Origin of the sequence: Lentzea guizhouensis (genome assembly GCF_001701025.1) — a bacterium.
GTDB lineage: Bacteria > Actinomycetota > Actinomycetes > Mycobacteriales > Pseudonocardiaceae > Lentzea > Lentzea guizhouensis.
Genome location: NZ_CP016793.1, coordinates 4,451,063 through 4,474,175, shown reverse-complemented (window position 1 = coordinate 4,474,175; position 23,113 = coordinate 4,451,063). Strand labels below are relative to the sequence as shown.

At 69.6% G+C, this 23,113-nt stretch carries 23 protein-coding genes; 9 read left to right on the top strand and 14 right to left on the bottom strand.

Translation table 11 applies throughout. The features are described 5' to 3' along the window. Positions 1-75: 75 nt before the first annotated feature. The 3 genes from BBK82_RS22255 to BBK82_RS22245 are packed head-to-tail and all read left to right on the top strand — an operon-like array spanning position 76 to position 2,983. Positions 76-747 (top strand): FadR/GntR family transcriptional regulator, encoded by a 672-nt coding sequence (locus tag BBK82_RS22255; RefSeq protein WP_065916731.1) that lies wholly within the window; start codon positions 76-78, stop codon positions 745-747. A gap of 44 nt (positions 748-791) precedes the next feature. Continuing rightward, on the top strand, positions 792-1,895 hold the full coding sequence (locus tag BBK82_RS22250; RefSeq protein WP_154697431.1) for an epoxide hydrolase family protein: 1,104 nt from the start codon (positions 792-794) through the stop codon (positions 1,893-1,895). After that, entirely contained in the window at positions 1,892-2,983 is a 1,092-nt protein-coding gene (locus tag BBK82_RS22245) for a winged helix DNA-binding domain-containing protein (RefSeq protein WP_065916730.1), read from the top strand. The genes BBK82_RS22250 and BBK82_RS22245 overlap by 4 nt, the downstream gene beginning before the upstream one ends. A gap of 41 nt (positions 2,984-3,024) precedes the next feature. Here BBK82_RS22245 and BBK82_RS22240 read toward each other — a convergent pair whose 3' ends face one another. Beyond that, positions 3,025-3,936: a LysR family transcriptional regulator gene (locus BBK82_RS22240; RefSeq protein ID WP_065916729.1), complete on the bottom strand. Its 912-nt coding sequence runs from the start codon at positions 3,934-3,936 to the stop codon at positions 3,025-3,027. Positions 3,937-4,008: 72 nt separating this feature from the next. On the opposite strand from BBK82_RS22240, the gene BBK82_RS22235 reads away from it, so the two are divergent. Continuing rightward, positions 4,009-4,902 (top strand): EamA family transporter, encoded by an 894-nt coding sequence (locus BBK82_RS22235; protein WP_065916728.1) that lies wholly within the window; start codon positions 4,009-4,011, stop codon positions 4,900-4,902. Here the strand turns inward: BBK82_RS22235 and BBK82_RS22230 are convergent. Beyond that, positions 4,826-6,325 (bottom strand): cobyric acid synthase, encoded by a 1,500-nt coding sequence (locus BBK82_RS22230; protein ID WP_065916727.1) that lies wholly within the window; start codon positions 6,323-6,325, stop codon positions 4,826-4,828. The two genes, BBK82_RS22235 and BBK82_RS22230, sit on opposite strands and share 77 nt — an antisense overlap. Before the next feature lie 46 nt (positions 6,326-6,371). Here BBK82_RS22230 and BBK82_RS22225 point away from each other — a divergent pair, with 46 nt between their 5' ends. Continuing rightward, entirely contained in the window at positions 6,372-7,034 is a 663-nt protein-coding gene (locus BBK82_RS22225) for an alpha/beta hydrolase (RefSeq protein WP_237048312.1), read from the top strand. On the opposite strand, the gene map is transcribed toward BBK82_RS22225, so the two are convergent. The 6 genes from map to dxr all read right to left on the bottom strand — a co-directional run bounded on the left by map (position 7,021) and on the right by dxr (position 14,250). Continuing rightward, a complete protein-coding gene (gene map / locus BBK82_RS22220) occupies positions 7,021-7,878 on the bottom strand; it encodes a type I methionyl aminopeptidase (protein WP_065916726.1) in 858 nt (285 codons plus the stop codon). The two genes, BBK82_RS22225 and map, sit on opposite strands and share 14 nt — an antisense overlap. 60 nt (positions 7,879-7,938) lie before the next feature. Continuing rightward, the gene (locus BBK82_RS22215) at positions 7,939-9,723 is read right to left on the bottom strand and encodes a penicillin-binding transpeptidase domain-containing protein (RefSeq protein ID WP_335618102.1); all 1,785 of its coding nucleotides are present in this window, start codon (positions 9,721-9,723) and stop codon (positions 7,939-7,941) included. A gap of 19 nt (positions 9,724-9,742) precedes the next feature. Further along, the gene (locus BBK82_RS22210; protein WP_065916724.1) at positions 9,743-10,594 is read right to left on the bottom strand and encodes a GNAT family N-acetyltransferase; all 852 of its coding nucleotides are present in this window, start codon (positions 10,592-10,594) and stop codon (positions 9,743-9,745) included. Positions 10,595-10,726: 132 nt separating this feature from the next. Next, positions 10,727-11,857, bottom strand: a complete 1,131-nt coding sequence (gene ispG / locus BBK82_RS22205; RefSeq protein ID WP_065921256.1) for a flavodoxin-dependent (E)-4-hydroxy-3-methylbut-2-enyl-diphosphate synthase — start codon at positions 11,855-11,857, stop codon at positions 10,727-10,729. A 46-nt stretch (positions 11,858-11,903) separates the two neighbouring features. Next, positions 11,904-13,112: a M50 family metallopeptidase gene (locus BBK82_RS22200; protein ID WP_237048311.1), complete on the bottom strand. Its 1,209-nt coding sequence runs from the start codon at positions 13,110-13,112 to the stop codon at positions 11,904-11,906. Between the two features lie 7 nt (positions 13,113-13,119). Further along, entirely contained in the window at positions 13,120-14,250 is a 1,131-nt protein-coding gene (gene dxr / locus BBK82_RS22195) for a 1-deoxy-D-xylulose-5-phosphate reductoisomerase (protein ID WP_065916723.1), read from the bottom strand. Positions 14,251-14,385: 135 nt separating this feature from the next. Between dxr and BBK82_RS22190 the strand changes: the two genes are divergently transcribed. Further along, a complete protein-coding gene (locus BBK82_RS22190) occupies positions 14,386-14,652 on the top strand; it encodes a GlsB/YeaQ/YmgE family stress response membrane protein (protein WP_065916722.1) in 267 nt (88 codons plus the stop codon). A gap of 95 nt (positions 14,653-14,747) precedes the next feature. Here the strand turns inward: BBK82_RS22190 and BBK82_RS22185 are convergent, their stop codons facing one another. From BBK82_RS22185 to BBK82_RS22170, 4 genes are all read right to left on the bottom strand, one after another. Beyond that, positions 14,748-15,392, bottom strand: coding sequence for a response regulator (locus BBK82_RS22185; protein WP_065916721.1), 645 nt, complete (start codon positions 15,390-15,392; stop codon positions 14,748-14,750). Beyond that, the gene (locus BBK82_RS22180) at positions 15,389-16,993 is read right to left on the bottom strand and encodes a sensor histidine kinase (protein WP_154697430.1); all 1,605 of its coding nucleotides are present in this window, start codon (positions 16,991-16,993) and stop codon (positions 15,389-15,391) included. Before BBK82_RS22180 ends, BBK82_RS22185 begins: the two co-directional genes overlap by 4 nt. A gap of 76 nt (positions 16,994-17,069) precedes the next feature. Further along, positions 17,070-17,876 carry an ABC transporter permease gene (locus BBK82_RS22175; RefSeq protein WP_065916719.1) on the bottom strand — a complete coding sequence of 269 codons (807 nt, stop codon included), beginning with the start codon at positions 17,874-17,876 and terminating at the stop codon, positions 17,070-17,072. Further along, the gene (locus tag BBK82_RS22170; protein WP_237048310.1) at positions 17,873-18,712 is read right to left on the bottom strand and encodes an ABC transporter permease; all 840 of its coding nucleotides are present in this window, start codon (positions 18,710-18,712) and stop codon (positions 17,873-17,875) included. Before BBK82_RS22170 ends, BBK82_RS22175 begins: the two co-directional genes overlap by 4 nt. A gap of 44 nt (positions 18,713-18,756) precedes the next feature. On the opposite strand from BBK82_RS22170, the gene BBK82_RS22165 reads away from it, so the two are divergent. Further along, entirely contained in the window at positions 18,757-19,296 is a 540-nt protein-coding gene (locus BBK82_RS22165; RefSeq protein WP_065916717.1) for a TetR/AcrR family transcriptional regulator, read from the top strand. After that, a complete protein-coding gene (locus BBK82_RS22160; protein ID WP_065916716.1) occupies positions 19,271-20,401 on the top strand; it encodes a cytochrome P450 in 1,131 nt (376 codons plus the stop codon). Before BBK82_RS22165 ends, BBK82_RS22160 begins: the two co-directional genes overlap by 26 nt. On the opposite strand, the gene BBK82_RS22155 is transcribed toward BBK82_RS22160, so the two are convergent. Together BBK82_RS22155 and BBK82_RS22150 are read right to left on the bottom strand one after the other, a co-directional pair. Beyond that, entirely contained in the window at positions 20,388-21,527 is a 1,140-nt protein-coding gene (locus tag BBK82_RS22155; RefSeq protein ID WP_083268082.1) for an ABC transporter substrate-binding protein, read from the bottom strand. The genes BBK82_RS22160 and BBK82_RS22155 overlap by 14 nt on opposite strands. Continuing rightward, the gene (locus BBK82_RS22150) at positions 21,520-22,659 is read right to left on the bottom strand and encodes an ABC transporter ATP-binding protein (protein WP_065916715.1); all 1,140 of its coding nucleotides are present in this window, start codon (positions 22,657-22,659) and stop codon (positions 21,520-21,522) included. The genes BBK82_RS22155 and BBK82_RS22150 overlap by 8 nt, the downstream gene beginning before the upstream one ends. A gap of 151 nt (positions 22,660-22,810) precedes the next feature. Between BBK82_RS22150 and BBK82_RS22145 the strand changes: the two genes are divergently transcribed. Beyond that, positions 22,811-23,068, top strand: coding sequence for a DUF2631 domain-containing protein (locus BBK82_RS22145; protein ID WP_065921253.1), 258 nt, complete (start codon positions 22,811-22,813; stop codon positions 23,066-23,068). Positions 23,069-23,113: the final 45 nt, after the last annotated feature.

Genomic DNA, 23,113 nt, shown 5'->3' with positions numbered 1-23,113 from the left:
GGCACTAGTCGTCTGCTGGATCGTCACGCGCACCACTATCGCAGACATGGGATGTTCGGATGAAAGGATGACGCTGTGCCGTTGGCCACTACCCGACGGGCGGGCCTCGTCGACCAGGTGATCGACCAGATGAGAGGTGCGATCACCAGCGGTGAATGGCCCGTCGGGCAGCGCATCCCGCCCGAGCCCGAGCTGGTCACCGCGCTCGGGGTGGGTCGCAACACGGTCCGCGAGGCCGTGCGGGCGCTGTCGCACGCCGGCCTGCTGGAGGTGCGGCAGGGCGACGGCACGTTCGTCCGCGCCACCAGCGAGATCTCCGGCGCCGTGCGCCGGATGTGCGGGACCGAGCTGAAGGAGGTCCTCCAGGTCCGCAGGACGCTGGAGGTGGAGGGTGCTCGCCTCGCCGCCAAGCACCGCACCGACGCCGAGCTGGCGCGGCTCACCGAGCTGCTGCAGAAGCGCGACGCGGCGATGGAGGCCGAACAGTGGGCCGAGGTGGTCGAGCACGACACCGCGTTCCACGTGCTGCTCGTGCAGTGCTCGCACAACACGCTTCTAGCCGAGCTCTACCAGGGCTTGACCGAGGCGGTCAAAGCTTCGGTGGCGGCCTCTGTCGACACCGGCACACCGGGCAGCGACCAGGTGTCGCACACCGGGCTGCTGCACGCGGTCCGCGACGGCGACCAGGAGAAGGCGGCGATCGAGGCTGGCGGGTTCTTCGAGGAGCTGATCGAGAAGTTCTGCTGATTCGCGGACGGGACCTGTCCGCACGAGCTCATAGCGTGGGGGCCATGGAGATCACGCCGTTCCGACTCGAGATCGGTCAGGCCGAGGTCGACGACCTGCGCTCCCGCCTGGCCGGCGCGCGCTGGCCGGAGGACGACCTGCCCGGCGTCGGCTGGTCGTACGGCATCCCGCTGAGCTATCTGCGCCCGCTCGCCGAGTACTGGGCCGACGGGTTCGACTGGCGCGCCCAGGAGGCGCGGATCAACGCCCACCCGCAGTTCACGACGGAGATCAGCGGGCAGCGGATCCACTTCCTGCACGTCCGCTCACCCAAGCCGGACGCGCTGCCGTTGCTGCTCATCCACGGCTGGCCGGGCTCGTTCGTCGAGTTCCTGGACGTGGTCGAGCCGCTCTCGCAGGACTTCCACCTGGTCATCCCGTCGATCCCCGGCTTCGGCCTGTCCGGGCCCGTGAAGAAGCCGGGCTGGAACGTGCTGCGCATCTCGTGGGCGTTCGCGAAGCTCATGGAGGGCCTGGGCTACGACCGCTACGGCACCCAGGGCGGCGACTGGGGCTCCGGCATCGCGCAGGAGATCGGCCGCGTCTTCCCCGAACAGGTCGTCGGCGTGCACGTGAACATGCTGCAGACGTTCCGGCCGCAGGGCGTCAACGACCTCACGCAGGAGGAGCTGCAGGCGCTGGAGTCGCTCGACCACTACCAGAAAGAGCTCTCCGGCTACATGCACCAGCAGCGCACCCGCCCGCGGACGCTGGCCTACGGCCTGACCGACTCCCCCGTCGGGCAGCTGGCGTGGATCGCCGAGAAGTTCCACGACTGGACCGACAACGACGGCACGCCCGAGAGCGCCGTCCCGCGCGACCAGATCCTGACGAACGTCTCGATCTACTGGTTCACCCGGACAGCCGGCTCGTCCGCAGCGCTGTACAAGGAGCAGGCCGCGTCCTGGGGACAGCGGCAACCCACCACGGTGCCGACCGGTGTGGCCGTCTTCCCGCACGACATCAGCAGGCCGGTGCGCTCGCTGGCGGAGAAGATGATCCCGACGATCGTGCACTGGACCGAGTTCGACCGCGGCGGGCACTTCGCCGCGATGGAGGAACCGGACCTGCTGGTCCAAGACATCAGGAAGTTCTTCGGCTCACTGTGACCACTCTTTCGAACCGCACGCTCAACCGGACGTTGCTCCAGCGGCAGCTGCTGCTGGAGCGCACCGACATGCCGATCGTCGCCGCCGTCGAACACCTCGGCGGCCTCCAGGCGCAGGCCCCGATCCCGCCGTACCTCGCACTGTGGACGCGGCTCAAGCCGTACAAGGTCGACGCGCTGAGCAAGCTCATCATCGACCGCTCGCTGGTGCGGATGACGTTGTGGCGCGGCACGTTGCACCTGATCTCGGCCGACGACGTGTACCTGATGCGCACGGCCCTGCAGCCCGAGCTGAACAAGTGGGCGAAGATCGTGATGCCGCCCGCGACGCGCGTCGAGATCGACCTGGAGAAGCTGGCCGGGATCACCCGCGAGTACATCGACACCGAACCCCGCACGGTCGCGGAGATCGGCGCCCACCTGGAGGAGCACTTCCCCGAGGCCAAGGCGCGGGAGCTGTCGACGCAGGCGCAGATGCTGGTGCCGATGATCCAGGTCCCGCCCCGCGGCATCTGGGGTGTCGGCGGGGTGCCGCAGAACGTCGCGATGGCGAGCTGGCTCGGCCGTGAGCTGCCGTCGTCGGCCGACGTGCCGGAGCTGGTCAAGCGCTACCTGCGGGCGTTCGGCCCGGCGACGCTCGCGGACATGCAGGCGTGGTCGCGGCTGATCGGGCTGAAGGCGCACGCCTCCTCGCTGGACCTCGTGGAGTACGAGAACGAGGACGGCAAGGTGCTCTTCGACGTGCCGGACGGCGAGATCGTCTCGGAAGACACCCCCGCACCTGCCCGGTTGCTGCCCGCGTTCGACAACGTGCTGCTGGGCCACGCCGACCGCACCCGGATCATGAGCGAGGACGCCCGGTCGCGCTGGGGTGCGGTGCGCAACGGGGTGTTCCCGCCGACGTTCCTCGTCGACGGGTTCCTGCGCGGCACCTGGAACGTGGTGGAGACCAAGGACACGGCGACGCTCACGATCGAGCCGTACTTCAAGACCACCAAGAAGGACATGGCGGGCGTGGTCCGCGAGGCCAAGGCGGTGCTGAAGGTGATGGCGCCCAAGAAGGAGCACGTGGTGGAGACGTCAGGCTGACGCAGGGGTACCCCCTGCCGGGGATCCCCTCGCAACCCACGCTACTCAGCGGGTCTGACAGTCGCGGCCACCTGTTCGATCACGTCCAGCGCGGCCGTGATGGCGGGCCTGCGCGAAGCCTGGGTCCGCCACACCGCGTAGAGCGTGCGGGTCGGAGCCGGCCGCATCGGCACGGCCTTGACGGTGGCGGGCACCTCTCCCCTGCCGAGCTTCGGGATCAACGCGACCCCGATCCCCTTGTCCAGCAACGCAATCTGCGTCCGGTACTCGCTGATCCGGTAGGCCAGCTCCGGCTCGACGCCCGCCGGGCGGAACGTCCGCACCAGCCAGTCGAAGCAGATCGACCCCTCGGGCTGGCTCATCCAGCGCTGCCCCGCCAGGTCGGCCGGTTCGAGGAACTCCTTGCGCGACAACGGGTTGCTCACCGGGATCAGGACCTCGGCCACGTCGTCGTAGACGGCCACGCGCGACAACGACTCCGGCAGTGGCAGCGGTGTGTTCTGCCAGTCGTGCACGATCGCCATGTCGAGCTCACCGCGTGCGACCGCCTCGATGGCCTCGGGCGGGTCGATCTCGGTCAGCCGCACGTCGAGTGCCGGGTGCTGCTCGATCAAGCCCGCCAGGACGTCCGGCAGGAGCCCGCGCGCGGCCGTGGCGAAGGAGCCGATGCACAACCGCCCGATCGCGGCGCCGCGCTGCTCCTCCAGCGCCACCTCGGCCTCTTCGACGAGCTTCAGCACCTGCCCGGCGGTGTCCGCCAGCAGCAGCGCCGCGTCCGTCAGCGCCACCCCGCGTCCACGTCGCTCCAGCAACGTCGTGCGGGTCTCGCGTTCGAGCTTCGCGATCTGCTGCGAGACGGCCGAGGGCGTGTAACCCAGCACTTCAGCCGCCTCGCCGACGGTCCCGTAGGTCGCGACGGCGTGCAGCGCCCGCAGGCGTCCGAGATCGAGCATGTAGCGATGCTAAACCCAAAACCTTAGAAACTGGAACTAGTGCTAAATAGTCGGCGCGCGCAAGCTCATGGCGTGAACCCACGCCACATCCTGCTCGCCGTGCTGGTCGCCGCCATCTGGGGCTTCAACTTCGTCGTGCTCGAGATGGGGCTCAACGAGTTCCCGCCGATCCTGTTCTCCGCGCTGCGCTTCCTCGCCGCGGCGGTGCCGGCGATCTTCTTCGTCGGCCGGCCGAGCGTCGCGTGGAAGTGGGTCGTCGCGGTCGGGCTGGTGCTCGGCGTCGCGAAGTTCAGCTTCCTGTTCATCGGCCTGGACGCGGGCATGCCCGGCGGGCTGTCGAGCCTCGTGCTGCAGAGCCAGGTGATCTTCACGGCGGTGTTCGCCGCGGTCGTGCTGCGGGAACGGCCGAAGCCCGTGCAGATCACCGGCATCGCCCTCGCCGTGGCGGGCATGGGGATCATCGCGTGGGACTACGGCCTGTCCTCGCCGCTGCTCGGGTTCGTGCTGGTGGTCGCGGCCGCGGCCTGCTGGGGCGTGTCCAACGTGCTGATGCGCTACGCCCGGCCCGCGGACACGCTGCGGTTCATGGTGTGGGTCAGTGCGGTGGCGGTGCTGCCGTTGTTCGCGCTGAGCGCCCTGACCGAGGACATGTCGGCGATCACGCGGGTGGACTGGGCCGGGGTGGGGGCGATCGGGTACGTCGCGTGGGTCTCGACGCTGCTCGGGTTCGGGATCTGGGGCTTCCTGCTGCGCCGGTACGAGTCGTCCGTGGTGGCGCCGTTCTCGTTGCTGGTGCCGGTGTTCGGGATGTTCTCGGCGTGGGCGTTCCTGGGTGAGGACCTGACCGCGCTGCGGGCGGCGGCCGGCGGGGTCGTGCTGCTGGGACTCGCTATTCCACAGCTGGTGGGGCGCCGGGCGGCACGAACGGCAGTCCCGCCGGAGCCCCTCGTTCCAGCAGGTCGATGACGGCCTTGGTGTCGAGGTGGTCGGCGACCAGGTCGCCCAGCAGGTCCAGCTGGGCCTCGCGGGCGGCCTGGAAGCTCACCTCGCCCGGCACGAAGTCGCGGCCGGACCGTGCCGCGGCCCACAGCAGGAACTTGCGGCGGAACCCGTCGTTCTCCAGCAGTCCGTGCCAGTGCGTGCCGAGCACGCGGTCGGTCTCCACGCCCTCGTCGCCGACCAGCGGGCGTTCGGCGTTGCGCACGACCTGACCGTGGTGGATCTCGTAGCCGACGACCCGCTCGCCCCACGCCAGGTCGACCGGCAGGGCGAGGGTCTTCGCGGCGGCGAAGCGGATGTCGACGTCGAGCAGGCCGAGCCCGTCGACCACGCCGTCACCGGACTCGACGTCGTCCTCGATGCGCCGGGACAGCATCTGGAACCCGCCGCAGATGCCGAGCACCGGGCCGCCGAACGACCGGACCGCCTCCGCCAGCCCGCTCTCGCGCAGCCAGCGCAGGTCGGAGACCGTGGCCTTGGAACCGGGCAGCACCACGAGATCCGCGTCCGCGAGCCGCGACGGCTCGGTCACGAACCGCACGGACACACCGGGTTCGCACGCCAGCGCCTCCACGTCGGTCGCGTTCGAGATGCGCGGCAACCGGATCACGGCCACACGCAACCAGTCGCGCACCGGCGGCCCCAGGCGGCCGATCACCCCGTCAGCGGCGTAGGACAGGGAGTCCTCGGCGTCGAGCCAGAGCTCCTCGCGCCACGGCAGCACCCCCAGCACCGGGCGGCCGGTCATGGCACCGATCTGGTGCAGACCGGGTTCGAGCAGGCGGGGGTCACCGCGGAACTTGTTGACCACGAAGCCGGAGATCAACGCCTGGTCGGCCGCGTCCAGCACCGCGAGCGTGCCGAAGAAGTGCGCGAGGACACCACCGCGGTCGATGTCACCGACGACGAGCGTCGGCAGCCCGGCGCGGGTGGCGAGGCCCATGTTCGCGATGTCGTCGGCACGCAGGTTGATCTCGGCCGGCGAGCCCGCGCCCTCGCAGATGACGACCTCGTGGTCGCGCCGCAGCCCGTCCAAAGTGGACAGCACGGTGTCGAGCAGGTGCTGCTTGCGCTCCCGGTAGCTCAGCGCGGAGACCTCGCCGACCGCCTTGCCCAGCACGACGACCTGGGACGTGCGGTCGCCGCCGGGCTTGAGCAGCACGGGGTTGAACCGCACGCTGGGCTGCTTGAACGCCGCCCGCGCCTGCAGGGCCTGCGCGCGGCCGATCTCGCCGCCGTCGAGCGTGACGAACGAGTTGTTGGACATGTTCTGCGCCTTGAACGGCACGACGTCGACACCCTGACGCGCCAGGAACCGGCACAGCCCGGCGACAAGAACGCTCTTGCCCGCGTCCGAGGTCGTCCCACAGATCAACATCGCACCCCGCATGGACGCCAATGCTGCCATCATCACGGGCATGGTCACCGTCGTGCTCATGCACAGCCCTTTCCTAGGCCCGTCGAGCATGCGTCCGCTCGCCGACGAACTGGCCGCGGCCGGGGTGGCGGTGCTCCTGGTCGACCTGCGGATGACCGTGAACGAGGCCCCGGTGCACCAGCGGCTGATCGGCGCGTTCGCGGACGCGCTGGAGGACTCCGGCGTCACCGGGCCGCTCGTGCTGGCCGGGCACAGCGGCGCCGGGCCGTTGCTGCCGGGGTTCGCCGACGCGCTGGAGACCGAGGTGGCGGGGCTGGTGTTCCTCGACTCCGACCTGCCGACACCGGGCAGGTCGTGGCGCGAGACCGTGGACCCGGCGCTGGTCGGCCAGGTGAAGGCGACGGTGCGCGACGGCAAGCTGCCGCGCTGGGACCGGTGGTTCGACACCGACCCGCTGCGGCTGGTGCCGGCCGAGCTGCGCGAGGAGATGCGCGACGAGGCACCCGAGGTGCCGTGGGAGTTCCTGAAGGAGCAGCGGCCGGTGGTGGAGTGGGCCGGGCCGTGCGGGTACGTGCTGCTGTCGGGGGTCTACGAGGACGCGGCCGCCGAGGCCGAGAAGCTCGGCTGGCCGGTCGAACGCGTCGAGTCGCACCACCTGGCGGCCGCGACGTCGCCCTCCGCGGTCGCGGCCGCACTGAAGGCCGTGGTCAGCAGACTGTGAGGATCTCCGAGCCGGTCTCGGTGACGACGATCGTGTGCTCGAACTGGGCGGTCCAGCTCTTGTCCTGGGTGGTGACGGTCCAGCCGTCGTCCCACATGTCGTGCTCGTAGCCGCCGAGCGTGATCATCGGCTCGATCGTGAACGTCATGCCCGGTTCGAGCACGGTCTTCATCGACGGCTCGTCGTAGTGCAGGACCACGAGGCCGCTGTGGAAGTCGCGGCCGATGCCGTGGCCGGTGAAGTCGCGGACCACGCCGTAGCCGAAGCGGTTCGCGTACGCCTCGATCACGCGGCCGATGACGTTGATCTCACGGCCGGGCTTCGCGGCCTTGATCGCGCGCATGGTCGCCTCGTGCGTGCGCTCGACCAGGAGCTTGGCCTCCTCGGAGACGTTGCCCGCGAGGAAGGTCGCGTTCGTGTCGCCGTGCACGCCGCCGATGAACGCCGTCACGTCGATGTTCACGATGTCGCCGTCCTCGACCACCGTCGAGTCCGGGATGCCGTGGCAGATGACCTCGTTCAGCGAGGTGCAGCACGACTTCGGAAAGCCCCGGTAGCCGAGCGTCGAGGGGTACGCGCCGTTGTCGCAGAGGAACTCGTGCGCCACCGCGTCGATCTCGTCCGTCGTGACGCCGGGGACGACGACCTTGCCCGCCTCCTGCAGCGCCTGGGCGGCGAGCCTGCCCGCGACCCGCATGGCCTCGATGATCTCCGGCGTCTGCACCCACGGGTCGTTGCCGCGCGTCGGAGCGGGCTTGTCGACGTATTCGGGACGCACGATGCGCGAGGGCACCTGCCGACGTGGAGATTGCACACCGGGTTGCAGTGGAGCACGAACAGCCATGCCGTCCACATTACTGGGCGGCGGCGGAACCACCCCAGGCCTGGTGGGCGGCGTGCACCGTCACGGCACCGCCTTCAGGAACCGCGCGGCGACGTCCACCGCGGGGGTCGAGGTCTCCCCGCTGAGCACCAGGGTCGCGAACGCCACATCGCCCCGGTAGCCCATGAACCACCCGTGTGAGTGCACGCCGTCGCCGAACTGCGCGGTACCGGTCTTGCCCCGCACGTCCCCGTACGGCTTGAGCTGTGGTGCGGTGCCGTAGTCGACGACCTCCCGCATCATCTGCCGCACCGGGTCGAGCGCGGTGGGCGCGGCGGGCTGCTTGTCGGCTTTGGTGTCCTTGCCGCGCACCAGCTGCGGCGTCGGCATCGAGCCCTTCGCGATCGACGCGGACACCAGCGCCATACCGAACGGCGAGGCCAGCACCTTGCCCTGGCCGAACGCGTCCTCGGCCCGTTCCACGACGTCGGTGGCGGGCGGCACGGACCCGGTGATGGTGGTCAGGCCCTGGATCTCGAAGTCGACGCCGAGACCGAGCGACTGGGCGGTGTTCGTCAGCAGGTCGGCCGGCATGTCGACGGCGAGCTGCGCGAACGTGGTGTTGCAGGAGAACGCGAACGCCGAGCGCAGCGGGATGGTGCCCTTCTCGAACTCGCTGGAGTTCGGCACGATCCGGCGGCCCGCGATGGTGGTCTTGCCGGGGCACGGCAGCGGGGTGTCGGCGTTCGCCTTCCCCGACTGGATCGCGGCGAGCGCGGTCACGGCCTTCATCGTCGAGCCCGGCGGGAAGCGGCCGGTCAGCGCCAGCGCGCCCTGGGCGTCGGCGGCGTCGTTCTGCGCGACGGCCAGGATGTCGCCGGTGGACGGCTGGATCGCGACGAGCATCGTGGGCTGCTGCACCGGTTCGACGGCGTCCTCGGCCGCGGTCTGGATGATCCGCGACAACGCCGTGGTGACCGCCTTGGCCGGTTCGGGCGCCTGCTGGTGCAGCTCGTCGACCTCGGCCCCCTGCGCGTTGACGGTGGCGACGCGGAACCCGGTGCGGCCGGCGATCTCGTCCTCGACGGCCTTGCGGACGGCCGGGAGCACCTGCGAGCCGAACGTGCGGGAAGGCGCGAGCAGGGAGGTCTGCGTGCTGAACCGGACACCGGGCAGCTCGTAGATCTTCGGCTTCACCGCCTGGTAGTCGGGGTCGCGCAGCGCCGCGACCTGGTAGGCCTGGCCGTCGGGCGTCTTGGCCGCACCGTCCGTGATGGACTGCTGCGTGATCGCCTTGTCGAGCGGGGTGAGCGCCTCGCCGAGCGCCTTCGCCACCGCCGCGACGTCACCGGCCTCCTTGGGCACGAGCAGCACCGACACGACGCGTTCCGGTGCCAGCAACGGCGTGCCGTCCCGGTCGAGCACCGGCGCGGGGTCGGGCTTGAGCTCGGTGAGCTTGACGGTCTGCTGTGGAGCGAGCTTGGGGTGCGGCACGGAGGTGGCCCAGCGGACCTTCCAGCCCTCACCCTCCTGCCGGACCTCGAACTTCGTCGGGTACGACCAGTGCCTGCCCCCGCCGAGGTCCCAGTCGAGCGTCACCGACGCCTCGGCCGCGGTGTCGCCGTTGTTGCGGATCTGGTCGACCTTGCTGGTCAGCTTCTCGGGTTTGAGCGCGCCCCGGAACTTCTCCAGCGTCTCCTTGGCGTCGGCGGGGTTGTCGGTGACGTTCGCCGCCCCCTGCACGTCACCGGACGCGAGCTTGCCCAGGAAGTCGCCGGTGATCTCCGGAGCCCCCGGTTCGTCTTCGAACAGCCCGCAGCCGCTCACCGTCACCAGGACCGCCGTGATCATCGCGAGAAGTCGCACGGCCGCGAGTATGCCCGTTTCAGAAGAGGACCGTGGCGTACTGCCCGACCTGTTCGAACCCGATCCGCCGGTAGGCGGCCTGCGCGACGTGGTTGTACCCGTTGACGTACAGGCTCGCCGTGCGGTCCAGGTGGTGCACGAGCCGGTTGGCGACCGCCGCCGTTCCCGCAGTTCCCAGCCCTTCGCCCCGGCGTTCCGGCCGCACCCAGACGCCCTGGATCTGCCCGACGCGCTTCGACATGGCCCCGATCTCGGCCTTGAAGACGACCTCGCCGTTCTCGAACCTGGCGAACGCCCGTCCTGCCGCGATCAGCTCGCTCACCCTGGCCCGGTACCCCGCGCCACCGTCCTCAGCGCACGGGTCGATGCCGACCTCTTCGATGAACATGGCGATCGCCGCCGGCAGGTACCGGTTGAGCTCACTGGGCCTGACCTGGCGCACCATCGGGTCGGGCGCGACGTCGGGCGTCCTGCGCAGCGCCATCAACGGCTGGTCCCCGCGCACCTCGCGCGCCGGTCCCCAGTCGGGCTGGAGCTCGTCCCACAGCGTCAGCACCTGCTCGGCGGGCCCGACGAGACTGGAGCACATCCGGCCCCTGCGGCGCGCCCGGTCCGCGAACATGCGCATGGCACTGGCGCTACCCCTCAACGGGATCAGGTTCGGGCCGGAGAAGCACAGCCCGTCGACCCGCCCGCGCATCGGCCGCGCGTCGGACCCCCACATCTCGCCGCCGAGGCGCCACGGGTCCAGGCCGGCGGTCTCCACCCTTGCCGCGACCATGCACGCAGCGACGGGGTCGCTGTCGAGCACCCCGCGTACGTCGATCAGGTCGCGCTCGTCGAGCACGCGCGCTCCGGCCAGCCTCAACACGCCACCTAGCGTGCCAGATGGGACGGGTGTGTGGCATCAGCCAACAGTGCGGCCAGGGTCTTACCGATGGTGATGAACGGCGTGAGGGGCGCCCTCCGGCCGGAAGACGCCCCTCACTGCGAACAACGTGCGTCAGCTGACCGTGACCGCCGGGGCGCCGCCCTCGACGGGCTCCATCTCCTCGGCGAGCCTCATCGCCTCCTCGATCAGCGTCTCCACGATCGCGTGCTCCGGCACGGTCTTGATGACCTTGCCCTTCACGAAGATCTGACCCTTGCCGTTGCCCGACGCCACGCCGAGGTCCGCCTCACGGGCCTCGCCGGGCCCGTTGACGACGCAGCCCATGACGGCGACGCGCAGCGGGACCTCCATGCCCTCCAGACCGGCGGTGACCTGCTCGGCGAGGGTGTAGACGTCGACCTGGGCGCGGCCGCAGGACGGGCAGGACACGATCTCCAGCTTGCGCGGGCGCAGGTTGAGCGACTGGAGGATCTGGTGGCCGACCTTGATCTCCTCGACCGGCGGCGCGCTCAGCGACACCCGGATCGTGTCACCGATGCCCTGCCGAAGCAGAGCGCCGAACGCCACGGCCGACTTGATGGTGCCCTGGAACGCCGGGCCCGCCTCCGTCACGCCGAGGTGCAGCGGGTAGTCGCACTGCTCGGCGAGCAGTTCGTAGGCGCGCACCATCACGACCGGGTCGTTGTGCTTGACCGAGATCTTGATGTCGTGGAAGTCGTGCTCCGCGAAGAGCGAGGCCTCCCACATCGCCGACTCGGCCAGCGCCTCCGGGGTGGCCTTGCCGTACTTCTGCAGCAGCCGCGGGTCGAGCGAACCCGCGTTGACGCCGATGCGGATCGGCGTGCCGTGGTCGCGGGCGGCGGCCGCGATCTCCTTGACCTGGTCGTCGAACTTGCGGATGTTGCCGGGGTTGACGCGCACGGCGGCGCAGCCGGCCTCGATCGCGGCGAACACGTACTTCGGCTGGAAGTGGATGTCCGCGATCACCGGGATCTGGGACTTGCGAGCGATCGCCGGCAGCGCGTCCGCGTCGTCCTGCGAGGGGCAGGCGACGCGGACGATGTCGCAGCCGGCCGCGGTGAGCTCAGCGATCTGCTGGAGCGTCGCGTTGACGTCCGACGTGAGGGTCGTCGTCATCGACTGGACGGAGACGGGGAACTCGCTGCCGACACCGACGTTGCCCACCATCAGCTGCCTGGTCTTGCGACGTTCCGACAGCACCGGCGGCGGCAGTGCCGGCATTCCGAGCATCACGCCGTCACTCATGGGTTGTGCACCTTTCCGTAAGTCACTGCAACCTGATCGGGTTGACGATGTCGGCGGTCACGGTCAGCAGCGTGATGGCACCGCCGAGGAAGATGACCACGTAGGTGAGCGGCAGCAGGCGCATGTAGTTGACCGGGGCGCCGGCGGGCTTCCCGCGCAGCTTCCGAATCCAGTCTCGCACCCGTTCGTAGAGGTTGACGGCGATGTGACCACCGTCAAGCGGCAGGAGCGGCAGGAGGTTGAACACACCCACGAAGAAGTTCAGGCCGGCGAGCATCAGCACGAAGAACGCCCAGAGGCCGCGCTCGGCCGCGTCACCGCCGAGGCGGGAGGCGCCGACCACCGAGATCGGGGTGTCGAGGTCGCGCTCGCCGCCGCCGATGGCCTGGACCACGGCCGGGATGCGCTCCGGGAAGCGCAGCAGGCCCTTCCAGGTGTTCACGAACATGTCGCCGGTGAACGACACCGCGGCCGGGATCGCGGCGATCGGGCTGTAGGTGAACGACTCCTTCGGCAGCACGCCGATCGCGCCGATCTCCTTGGTCTCCTTGCCGCCCTTGCCGTCGGTCAGGGTGCGGGTGACCTTGGCCACGTCGACGGTGACGGTCTTCTCCTGGCCGTCGCGGATGATCTTGAACTCGGTCGGGCCGGTGCGCTCGCGGGTGATCCGCTGCATGTCCGGCCACGTCGGCGTCTGCTGGCCGGCGATCGCGATGATCTCGTCACCGGGCTGCAGACCGGCGTTCTTGGCGGGCGCGGGCGAGCCGGACGGGCACGAGCCGTCGGTGACGTTCGCGACCGGCACGCACGGCGTGACCTCCTGCAACACCGGCAGGCCCTTGTTGTTCGGCAGGCCCAGCGACATCGCGAGGATCAGCAGGATGATGAAGCCGAGGATGAAGTGCGTGATCGAGCCGGCGGCCAGCACGACGACGCGCTTCCACACCTTCTGGTTGTAGAAGGCGCGCTTGCGGTCGTCCGGGTGCACGTCCTCCAGCGCCGTCATGCCGGTGATCTCGCAGAAGCCACCGGCCGGGATCGCCTTGAGGCCGTACTCGGTCTCGCCCTTGCGGAACGAGAACAGCCGCGGGCCGAAGCCGATGAAGTAGCGGGTGACCTTCATGCCGAAGGCCTTGGCGGTCAGCAGGTGCCCGAACTCGTGCAGCGCGATCGAGACCGCGATGCCGAACGCGAACAACAGCACCCCGAGGATGTTGATGAATGTGTTCACGAGAAGTTCAGTTCCTTCCAACCAGCTCGCGGGCACGTGCGCGTGCCCAGTCCTCGGCGGCGAGCACCTCCGCGACGTCCGCGGGGTCGCTGCGCCAGTCGTCCGCCTCGCCGAGAACCTGGCCGATGGTGTCCACGATCGACAGGAACGACGTCTTCCCCGCCACGAATGAGGCGAGTGCCTCCTCGTTCGCCGCGTTGTAGATCGCAGGCACGCACCCTCCGGCGACGCCTGCCTGCCGCGCGAGCTCGACCGCGGGGAACGTGACCTCGTCCAGCGGTTCGAACGTCCACGAGGTGGCGGTGTCAAAGGTACAGGCGGCCGCGGCACCGGCGACGCGCTGTGGCCAGTTCAGCCCGAGCGAGATGGGCAGCCGCATGTCGGGCGGCGACGCCTGGGCGAGGGTGGAACCGTCGGTGAACGTCACCATCGAGTGAATGATGGACTGCGGGTGCACCACCACGTCGATGCGGTCGTAGGGCACCCCGAACAACAGGTGCGCCTCGATCAGCTCGAGGCCCTTGTTCACCAGGTTCGCCGAGTTGATGGTCACGACCTGGCCCATCGACCACGTCGGGTGCGCCATGGCCTGCGCGACGGTGACGTCCGCCAGGTCCGCGCGGGTCCTGCCGCGGAACGGCCCGCCGGACGCCGTCAGCACCAGCTTGTGCACCTCGTGCGACGCGCCACCGCGCAGGCACTGCGCGAGCGCGGAGTGCTCGGAGTCGACCGGCACGATCTGGTCCGGCTTGGCCGCCTTCAGCACGAGCGGCCCGCCCGCGATGAGCGACTCCTTGTTCGCGAGCGCCAGCGTCGCGCCGGTCTCCAGCGCCTTCAGCGACGGCTCGAGCCCGCGCGACCCGTCCATCCCGTTGAGGACGACGTCCGCGGGACACGCCTCGATCAGGTCGACCATGCTGGTCAGCGTCCTGACACCGGGCACCTCGGCGCCGTTCGCGACGGCGACCGTCTTCACGTCGAACTCGGCTGCCTGCTCTTTCAGCAGGTCCAGCTGACGCCCACCCGCGCCGAGCCCGACGACCTGGAACTGGTCGCGGTTGCGCCGGATGACGTCGAGCGCCTGGGTGCCGACCGAGCCGGTCGAGCCCAGGACCAGGACAGTGCGTGGAGTACTCATCGCCCCTCATTGTTCCGGAGAGTGCCTGAGAGCTCGGCACAGCCCGCTACTTTGATAACGGAGTGGTTTTGGAGGTGTGAAGTCGCCAGTTCGGGGGCATTCCGTCGGCGTCAAGCAGATGGAAGGAGACTCTCCGTGGGCATCCTGGGATGGATCGTGCTCGGCCTGCTGGCCGGCGCCATCGCGAAGGCCATCATGCCGGGGAAAGATCCCGGTGGAATCATCATCACGATGCTGATCGGCATCGTGGGCGCGATCCTGGGTGGGTTCATCGGATCGGCGCTGTTCTCGACCGACCTCGGCTCGTTCTTCGATCTGCGGACGTGGCTGCTGGCCATCGTCGGATCGCTGGTCCTGCTGGGCATCTACCGTCTGGTGACGGGGCGACGAAGCCGCGTCTAGGCACTCATGCGTTTGGAGCCGTTCGGGTGTCACCCGAACGGCTCCTTCGCATTGGTCCTCTTTCCGCACAACGGCGACCCGCTGAGCGTCACGAACTAGATCCCCGCGTCCCGTGCCAGCAGCGCCGCCTGCACCCGGTTCGTCAGCCCCAGCTTCGCCAGCAACCGCGACACGTACGTCTTCACCGTCGCCTCGGACATGTGCAGCTTCGCCCCGATGTCCGCGTTCGACATCCCCTGCCCGAGCAGCGCCAGCACCTCGACCTCGCGGTCGGTCAGCTGCTCGACGGCCTTCTGCGCCTCCTGCCGCTTCGGCTGCCCGGAAGTCGCGACCATGCCGACGACCCGTGACGTGACCATCGGCGACAAATAGGCCTCACCGTTGTGCACCGCACGCACGGCACGAAGAAGCTCCTCAGGTGCGGAGTCCTTCAACAGGAAACCGGCCGCGCCGTCGGACAGCGCGCGCACGATGTTCTCGTCCTCGCCGAACGTCGTGAGCATCACGACGCGCACGGACGGTGCGACGACACGGAGTTCCTTGGCGCAGGCGAGGCCGTCCATCCGGGGCATGCGGATGTCGAGCACGGCCACGTCGACGCGGCGTTCGCGGACGATCTGCACCGCCTCGCGGCCGTCGCCGGCTTCGGCCACCAGTTCGATGTCGTCGGCGGTGCCGAGGATGGCCTTGATGCCCGCGCGCATCAGCGGCTCGTCGTCGGCGATGAGCACCCGGATCATGGCTCGTTCCTCTGGACGTGGATCTTCTTCTCGACCAGCTTGCCGTCCTTGAAGCAGAAGCGCACCACCCGGGTGCCTTTTGCGAGGTAGGACTGCTCGTCGGTGATGTGGTAGACGCAGCGGGCGCCCTCCGGCTCCGGGGAGGCCTGGGAGCGCCGTTCGCCGTCGCCGACCAGGGGTTCGTCGCCGGCCGGGAGCAGGGCCATCACCTCGGGCTCCGGCTGGCCGGCGGAGATGCGGTCGAGGGTCTCCTCCGACACGACCTCGGTCACCGGCTGGGAGCCGAGGTAGGTGAAGCCGCCGATGATCACGGCGAGCACGAGGGACGCGCCCGCGATGGAGCCGACGCCCGCCCACTTGCGCAGGCGGCCGGGTGCCTGGGTCTCCTCCTGCTCGTCCTCGGGGTCGTCGGGGAGCGGGGTCTCCTCGTAGGGCAGCACGGCGGCGATGCGGAAGCCGCCGGACGGGAGCGCGCCCACGTGCAGGACGCCGCCGGCGAGGCGGACGCGTTCACCGAGGCCGATCAGGCCCACGCCCGGCTCACCGGTCGACGAACCGTTGCGCGACGGGTTGTTCCGCACCTCCACGACCAACGCGTCCGGCTCGTACTTCACCGTCACCTGCACGGCCGCTCCCGGCGCGTGCTTGGACGCGTTCGTGAGTCCCTCCTGTGCGACGCGATAGGCGGCGTGAGAGACACGTGACGGCAACGGGTGCGCTTGGCCCCCTCTGACGAGACTGACGAGCACACCGGCCTTGCGCGCGTCGGTCACCAACGAGTCGATGGACTCCGCGGTGCGTGTGGCCGGGTCGTCGTCGGGGCCGTCCTCCGCGCGCAGGACACCGATGATCGACCGCAGCTCCCCCATGCCGGTCAACGCGGCCGACCTCAGCACGCCGATGGCCTCGCGTTGCTTCTCCCCCAGCGACGGGTCGAGGGCCAGGGCGCCGGCGTGCACGGAGATCAGCGACAGCCGGTGGCCGAGGCTGTCGTGCATGTCCTGGGCGATGCGGCTGCGTTCGCGCAGGCGCACCTGGCGCGACAGCATCTTCTGCTCGCCGTGCATCCGCGCCTCGCGGTCCTGCATGGCCTGCACCAGCGCCTCGCGCTGCGCGAGGTAACGGCCGACGAGGAACGGCAGCGCCACGCCCACGCCGAAGATCGTGATCAGGATGAGCATCCCGTAGACGGGCTCGATCTCGAGCGGCCGCGCGTCCCAGTCCCACAGCAGCACCACGACGACGAACGTGACCGCGGTCGACGCCACCGCCCTGACCCACGACTCGATCCGCCGGCCCGCCGTGTAGCTCAGCACGACCATCAGCGCCGGTCCGACGAACGGGATCGCCGCGGCCGCGATCATCACCGTCGCCGGCAGCGCGTGCCGCAACGGCAGCAACACCAGGTAGACGCCGAAGTAGGCGGCGAGCAGCCAGCCCGACGCCCGCTGCTCGGCCCACGGGCCCGGCCACAGGTCCAGCAGGACGACGGCGAGCGCGACGACCACGTCACCGGCGACCCGCACGGGCGTCAGCGCCCTGAACCGCGCCAGGTTGTCGGCGCGGAACGCCTCGGCCCTGGCCCGCACAGCAGTAATCACACGCCCAAAGCTACGAGACGTCCCACCACTGCCGCGGCACGCTGGAGTATCGAATTCCAGCGACGAAAGTTGACGCTCAGACCAGCTGCGCGGTGGAGCCCGCCCGGCGTGCCCGCCACGACGCGACCACGACACCGATGACCAGCAGCAGCGCCGTCGCCGCCACCATCAACGTCGACAGCGCCACGATCTCCGGTGAGATGCCCCGCTTCGAGGCCTGCGCGTAGACGAACACCGGCAGCGTCGTCGACCCCACGCCGGTCAGGTACGACGAGATCACCACGTCGTCGAACGACAGCAGGAACGCGAACGCCGCGCCCGCCACCACCGCGGGCGCCACCAGCGGCAGCGTCACGGTCCGGAACACCACGAGCGGTGACGCCCCGAGATCGGCGGCGGCCTCCTCCATCCGGACGTCCATCCCGGACACCCGCGACCGCACCACCACGACCACGAAGCTCAGCGAGAACGCCACGTGCGCGAACAGCAGTGCCCCGAACCCCAGCGGGATCCCGGCGAGCTTCACGAAGAACCCGAGCATCGCCACCCCCATGACGACCTCGGGCACCACGAGCGGCAACGACAACAAGACCGTCCACAGCCCACGGCCGGGAAACGCGCGCCGCAACCCGAAGGCGGCCAACGTCCCGATGACCGTCGAGATCACCGCGGACGCCAACGCCAGTTGCAGGGTCAGCTGCAACGACTCCAACACGCGCGTGTCGCGGAACAGCTCCTCGTACCACTGCGTCGAAACGCCGCTGATACGACTGAGAGACCGCGACGAGTTGAACGACGCGATCGCCAGCCACACGATCGGCGCGTACAGGAACACGAACACCAGCGCGGCGACAGTTCCGAGCACCCACGGCCGACGGTTCACAGCACGTCCTCCCCACGCTTCCCGCGCAACACGAGCACGAGCACCACCAGCACGAGCAGCAGCACCGCCATCGCCGAACCCAGCGGCCAGTTGTTGCCGCCGCGGAACTGGTCGTCGATCACCGACCCGAACGTCGACTGGTCGACCCCGCCGAGCAGCTTCGGCGTCACGAAGTCACCCGCCGCCGGCACCAGGACCAGCAACGACCCGGCCAGCACGCCGGTGAGCACACCCGGCAGCACGATCCGGAAGAACGTCGACACCCGCCCGTGCCCGAGGTCGTAGGACGCCTCCACCAGCCGGAAGTCGAACCGCTCGCACGCCACGTAGAGCGGCAGCACCATGAACGGCAAGAAGCCGTACGTCAACCCGAGGACCACAGCGCCGTGCGTGAGCAGGAAGCCGCCGTCGCGGTCCAGCCCGACCCAGCCCAACACGGTGTTGACCAGGCCCTCCCCGTCCAGCAGCGCCTTCCACGCGTAGATCCGCGCGAGGTAGCTCGACCAGAACGGGATCAGCACCGCCGCGAGCAGCACGGTCCGATATCTGCCGCCGTGCCGCGCGATGAACCACGCCAGCGGGAAGCCCAGCACCAGGCACGCGACCGTGGTCGCCACCGCGTAGACCAGCGTCCGCCCGAAGATCGGCAGGAACGCCGGGTCCAACGCCGTCAGGTAGGCCTGGGTCGTCCACGGCAGCACGGCGCGCGCGACACCCGTGTCGCGCGTCGCGAAGCTGAACTGGACGACGAGCGCCAAGGGCGCGATGAGGAAGATCCCCAGCCACAGCCCGGTGGGCGTGAGCAGGGCATTCGCCTTCAACCAGCGTCGCAGCACGAGCGCACATACTGCCATGCGAACATTCGTGTACCGTTGTGAACATGAGTGTTCACCTGCTGCAGACAGCCACATCGGTGCTGCTCAAGGACCCGACGGCGTCGCTCGGCGACGTGGCGAGGGCGGCGGGTGTCGGCAGGACCACACTCCACAAGCGCTATCCGACCCGCACGGCGCTGGTCCGGGCCGTCGCGAGCGACGCGCTCGACCTGATCGACTCCGTGTCGTCCCACGTCGACTTCGCGCGCGACGACGCGATCGAGGACCTGGTGACCCGGCTGGTCGCGCTCGGCCCGCGGGTGGAGTTCCTGCTGCGGTTCCCCGGCCTGGAGCTCGACGAGGAGCTCGCGGCCCGCATCCGCGAGATGGACCGGCCCGTGCTCGACCTGATCACCCGGCTGCAGGGCACCAGACTGCGCCGCGACCTGCCCGCGTGGTGGATCCTGCAGACCCTCTACGCCGGGCTCTTCAACGCCTGGGAGGCGATCAGCGACGGCAGGCTCGCGCCGCTGGACGCGCCCCGGTTCGTGCTGACCACGGTGTTCGAGGGGGTACAACGTGCTGGAGCAGTTGAACGGCCATGACGACCCGTATCCGGTCTACGACCAGATCCGCGCCCAGGGAGCGTTGACGCGGGACGGCGGCCTCTGGGCCACGACCAGCCATTCGCTCGTGAACAAGATCCTGCGTGACCGGCGCTTCGGCGTGCGGTACGCGAACGGCACTTACCCAGGCACGCCGAACGTGGTGTCCGGGTCGTTCCTGGAGCTCGACCCGCCCGACCACACCCGGCTGCGCAGGCTGGCCACGCCGGCGTTCAGCCCGAAGAAGATCGACGAGTACCGCGCCCGCGTCGAGAAGGTCGCCGACGCGCTGCTGGACCAGGCGGGCGACGAGTTCGACCTGATCACGGACTACGCGGCGCCGCTGCCGATCGCGGTGATCAGCGAGCTGCTCGGCATCCCGGACGCCGACACCGGCGACTTCGCGAACTACGGCAGGCTCGTCGCGCAGTCGTTCGACGGCCACTTCTCCCCTGACATCGACCGGGCCAACGAGCGGATCTTCGCGTTGTTCGAGCGGCTCATCGCCGAACGCAGGGCGAGGCCGGGCGACGACGTGATCAGCTCGCTCGTCGCCGCGGAGGCCGAGCAGAAGCTCACCGTGCCGGAGCTGCTGAGCACGTTGGTGCTGCTGCTGATCGCCGGGTTCGAGACGACCGTCAACCTGATCGGCAACGGCGTGCGCGCGTTGCTCGACCACCCGAAGCAGTGGGCGTTCTTCAAGGCCTACCCCGATGTCGCCGGTGCGGTCGTCGAGGAGACGCTGCGCTGGGCACCGCCGGTGCACCTGACCACCCGCCTCGCGCACGAGCAGATCACCTTGCTGGACAAGGACATCCGCGCGGACGACGGCGTCTACCTGCTGATCGCCGCGGCGAACCGGGACCCGGAGGTGTACCCCGAGCCGGACCGGTTCGACCTCATGCGCGTGCAGAAGCCGGAGCACCTGGCGTTCTCCAGCGGCATCCACTACTGCCTGGGCGCCACCCTCGCGCGGATGGAGGGCGAGGTGGCGTTCCGCGCGGTCGCGAGGCGGCTGCCGGACCTGCGCCAGGCGGGCCCGGCCGGCCACCGCGACTCCGTGGTGATCCGCGGGATGGTGTCGTACCCGGTCAGCCGGTCTTGACCTTGGTCCACGCGTCGGCGTACCTGGCCTCGACGTCGCCGCCCAGGTCCTTGGTGAACGGCAGCTTCTTGAGCTGCTCCTCCGAGGGGTAGACCAGCGGGTCGTCGAGCAGCTCCTTGTCGATCAACGGCTTGGCGGCCGCGTTCGGGCTGCCGTAGCGCACGGCGTTGGACAGCGCCGCACCCGTCTCCGCGCCCAAGATGAAGTCGATGAACTTGTGCGCGTTCTCGGCGTGCGGGGCGTCCTTCGGGATGACCAGCAGGTCCACGTAGGACAGACCGCCCTCGGCCGGGATGGCGTACGCGACGTCCTCGCTGGTCTCCCGCGCCTGGAACGCGTCGCCGGAGTACGCCTGCGCGAGCCGCACCTGGCCGGAGGTGAGCGGCTCGATCACGTCGGAGGTGATCTGGCCGAGCTTCTTCTTCAACGACAGCAAGAAGTTCGCCGCGTCGTCGATCTGCTCGGGGTCCGTGGTGTTCGGGTCGTGGCCGAGCTTGAGCAACCCGAGCGCCATGCCGTCGCGCGCCTCGTCGAGGATCGTGCTGCGGCCCTGGGCGTTCGGCAGGTCGTAGGCGGCGAACCCGGTGACGTCGCCGCCGATCTGCGACTTCGAGTACGCGAGCCCCGTGGTGCCCCACGCCCACGGCACCGAGTACTTGTTGCCGGCGTCGTAGTCGGCCTCGACGAACCGCTTCTCCAGGTTCTTGAGGTTCGGCAGCGACGAGTGGTCGAGCGGCTGCAGCAGGCCGGAGCGCAGGAACCGGCGCAGGAAGTTGTCGCTCGGCACCACCAGGTCGTAGCCCGCGGAGCCGGAAGCGATCTTGGCTTCCATCTCGTCGTTGGTGGAGAAGTTGTCGTAGGTGACCTGGATGCCGGTCGCGGTCTGGAAACCCGGCAGGGTGTCCTTCGCGATGTAGTCGGTCCAGTTGTAGAAGTTGAGCTTGAGCTCGTCCTTCAGGTTCTTGGCCTTCGCCGCGGCCGAGGTGGGACCGCTGTTCGTCGGCGCCTCACCGACACCGCAGGCGGCGAGCGCGAAGAACGTCATCGAGCCCAGCATCGTGCGCCGGGTCACCCGCGGGGAGTCGTTGTCCCACAAGCGAGCGATCCGGACCTTCTGGTCAGTCATCAGCCTTCTCCAAGAGCACGGTGAACTCGGGGTCCCACGCCAGCCGCACCGGCTGTCCCGGCGCGCCCGCGTCGTCGATGCGCTGGGCGTTCTGCACGAACGCCACCAGCTCTCCCGCCGGGGTGTCCACGACGAACTGCGTCGACACGCCCGTGTAGACGACGTCGTGCACGACGCCCGGCAGCACGCACCAGCCCGTGGGCGGTTCGGCGGTCTCGTTGAACAGGTGCACCTTCTCCGGCCGGACGGTCGCGGCGACCTTCTGCCCGTGGCTCACGGCACCGGTGAACCGCGCGCGCAGCCGGGTGGCGCCGGGGGCGGTCAGCTCGGCGAACCCGCCGTCCACTCCGGACACCTCGGCGTCCAGGATGTTCGACGTGCCGATGAACCCGGCGACGAACCGGGTGGCGGGGCGCTCGTAGACGTCCTCGGGGTAGCCGACCTGCTCGATCTTGCCCGCGTTCATCACGGCGATGCGGTGCGAGAGGACCAGCGCCTCCTCCTGGTCGTGCGTGACGTAGAGGAACGTCGTGCCGACCTCGCGCTGGATGCGCATGAGCTCGATCTGCAGCTCTTTGCGCAGCTTGGCGTCGAGCGCGCCGAGCGGTTCGTCGAGCAGGAGCAGCTGGGGCCCGGCCGCAAGCGCTCGCGCGATGGCGACACGCTGCTGCTGTCCGCCGGAGAGCTGCGCCGGCCTGCGCTGGGCGAACTGCGACAGCCGGACCAGCTCCAGGTGCTCGCCGACCCGCTTCTTCAGCTCCTCACCGCGCAGCTTCTTGCGCTTGAGGCCGTAGGCGACGTTGTCCCACACGGACATGTGCGGGAACAGCGCGTACGACTGGAAGACGGTGTTGACGTCCCTGCGGTAGGGCGGCACGCCCACCATGTCGTTGCCGTCGAGCTCGATGCGGCCCTCGTCGGGGTCGACGAACCCGGCGATCATGCGCAGCACCGTGGTCTTGCCGCAGCCGGACGGGCCGAGCACCGAGAAGAACTCGCCCTCGTGGACGTTGAGCGAGACTCCGTCGACCGCCACCTGGTCGGAGAAACGTTTGCGCACCCCGTGCAGGCCGATCTCGACGGGGGCGAACGTGTCGGGGGTGGAGGCCTCGGCGGGGGAGAAGCCGGTCAAGTGGGGCGCCTTCGGGGATCGGACGGGTGGGCCGCGCTGAGGGTAACGGTGTGCGACCGCCCTGATAAGGCGTGGCGCGCGACCTCACACATCCGTGCGCGTCTCCATGTGCGACGATGACCGGGTAACCGGATGAGCAGTGGAGGAAACCGTGGCTTCGTCCTCGGAACTGGACAAGCGTCCTGCCGTCGACCCTCACGAGGAGCCGTCGCACGAGTGGGGCTGGCACGGCACGCTGCCCAAGGGCACCCGGATCGCCGGCTGGCTCTCCGCGATCTTCTGCTTCCTGATGCTGATCGGCAACCACCACGGTCGCATCGAGGACATCTACCTCGTCGCCACGGGCCTGACCATCATCGGCCTGCTGGTGTGGGACATGGCCCGCCGCAAGACGTCCTGGCGCCGCTAGTTCTCCAGCTCATGCCCTGGGTGCGATCCGTCGCACCCAGGGCAT

Excerpts from the sequence above, each read along its gene's own strand:
- BBK82_RS22250 (WP_154697431.1), top strand. The coding sequence starts at position 792 with ATGGAGATCACGCCGTTCCGACTCGAGATCGGTCAGGCCGAGGTCGAC.
- BBK82_RS22240 (WP_065916729.1), bottom strand. The coding sequence starts at position 3,936 with ATGCTCGATCTCGGACGCCTGCGGGCGCTGCACGCCGTCGCGACCTAC.
- BBK82_RS22230 (WP_065916727.1), bottom strand. The coding sequence starts at position 6,325 with ATGCGGGGTGCGATGTTGATCTGTGGGACGACCTCGGACGCGGGCAAG.
- BBK82_RS22225 (WP_237048312.1), top strand. The coding sequence starts at position 6,372 with ATGCACAGCCCTTTCCTAGGCCCGTCGAGCATGCGTCCGCTCGCCGAC.
- map (WP_065916726.1), bottom strand. The coding sequence starts at position 7,878 with ATGGCTGTTCGTGCTCCACTGCAACCCGGTGTGCAATCTCCACGTCGG.
- ispG (WP_065921256.1), bottom strand. The coding sequence starts at position 11,857 with ATGCCGGCACTGCCGCCGCCGGTGCTGTCGGAACGTCGCAAGACCAGG.
- dxr (WP_065916723.1), bottom strand. The coding sequence starts at position 14,250 with ATGAGTACTCCACGCACTGTCCTGGTCCTGGGCTCGACCGGCTCGGTC.
- BBK82_RS22185 (WP_065916721.1), bottom strand. The coding sequence starts at position 15,392 with ATGATCCGGGTGCTCATCGCCGACGACGAGCCGCTGATGCGCGCGGGC.
- BBK82_RS22165 (WP_065916717.1), top strand. The coding sequence starts at position 18,757 with ATGAGTGTTCACCTGCTGCAGACAGCCACATCGGTGCTGCTCAAGGAC.
- BBK82_RS22155 (WP_083268082.1), bottom strand. The coding sequence starts at position 21,527 with ATGACTGACCAGAAGGTCCGGATCGCTCGCTTGTGGGACAACGACTCC.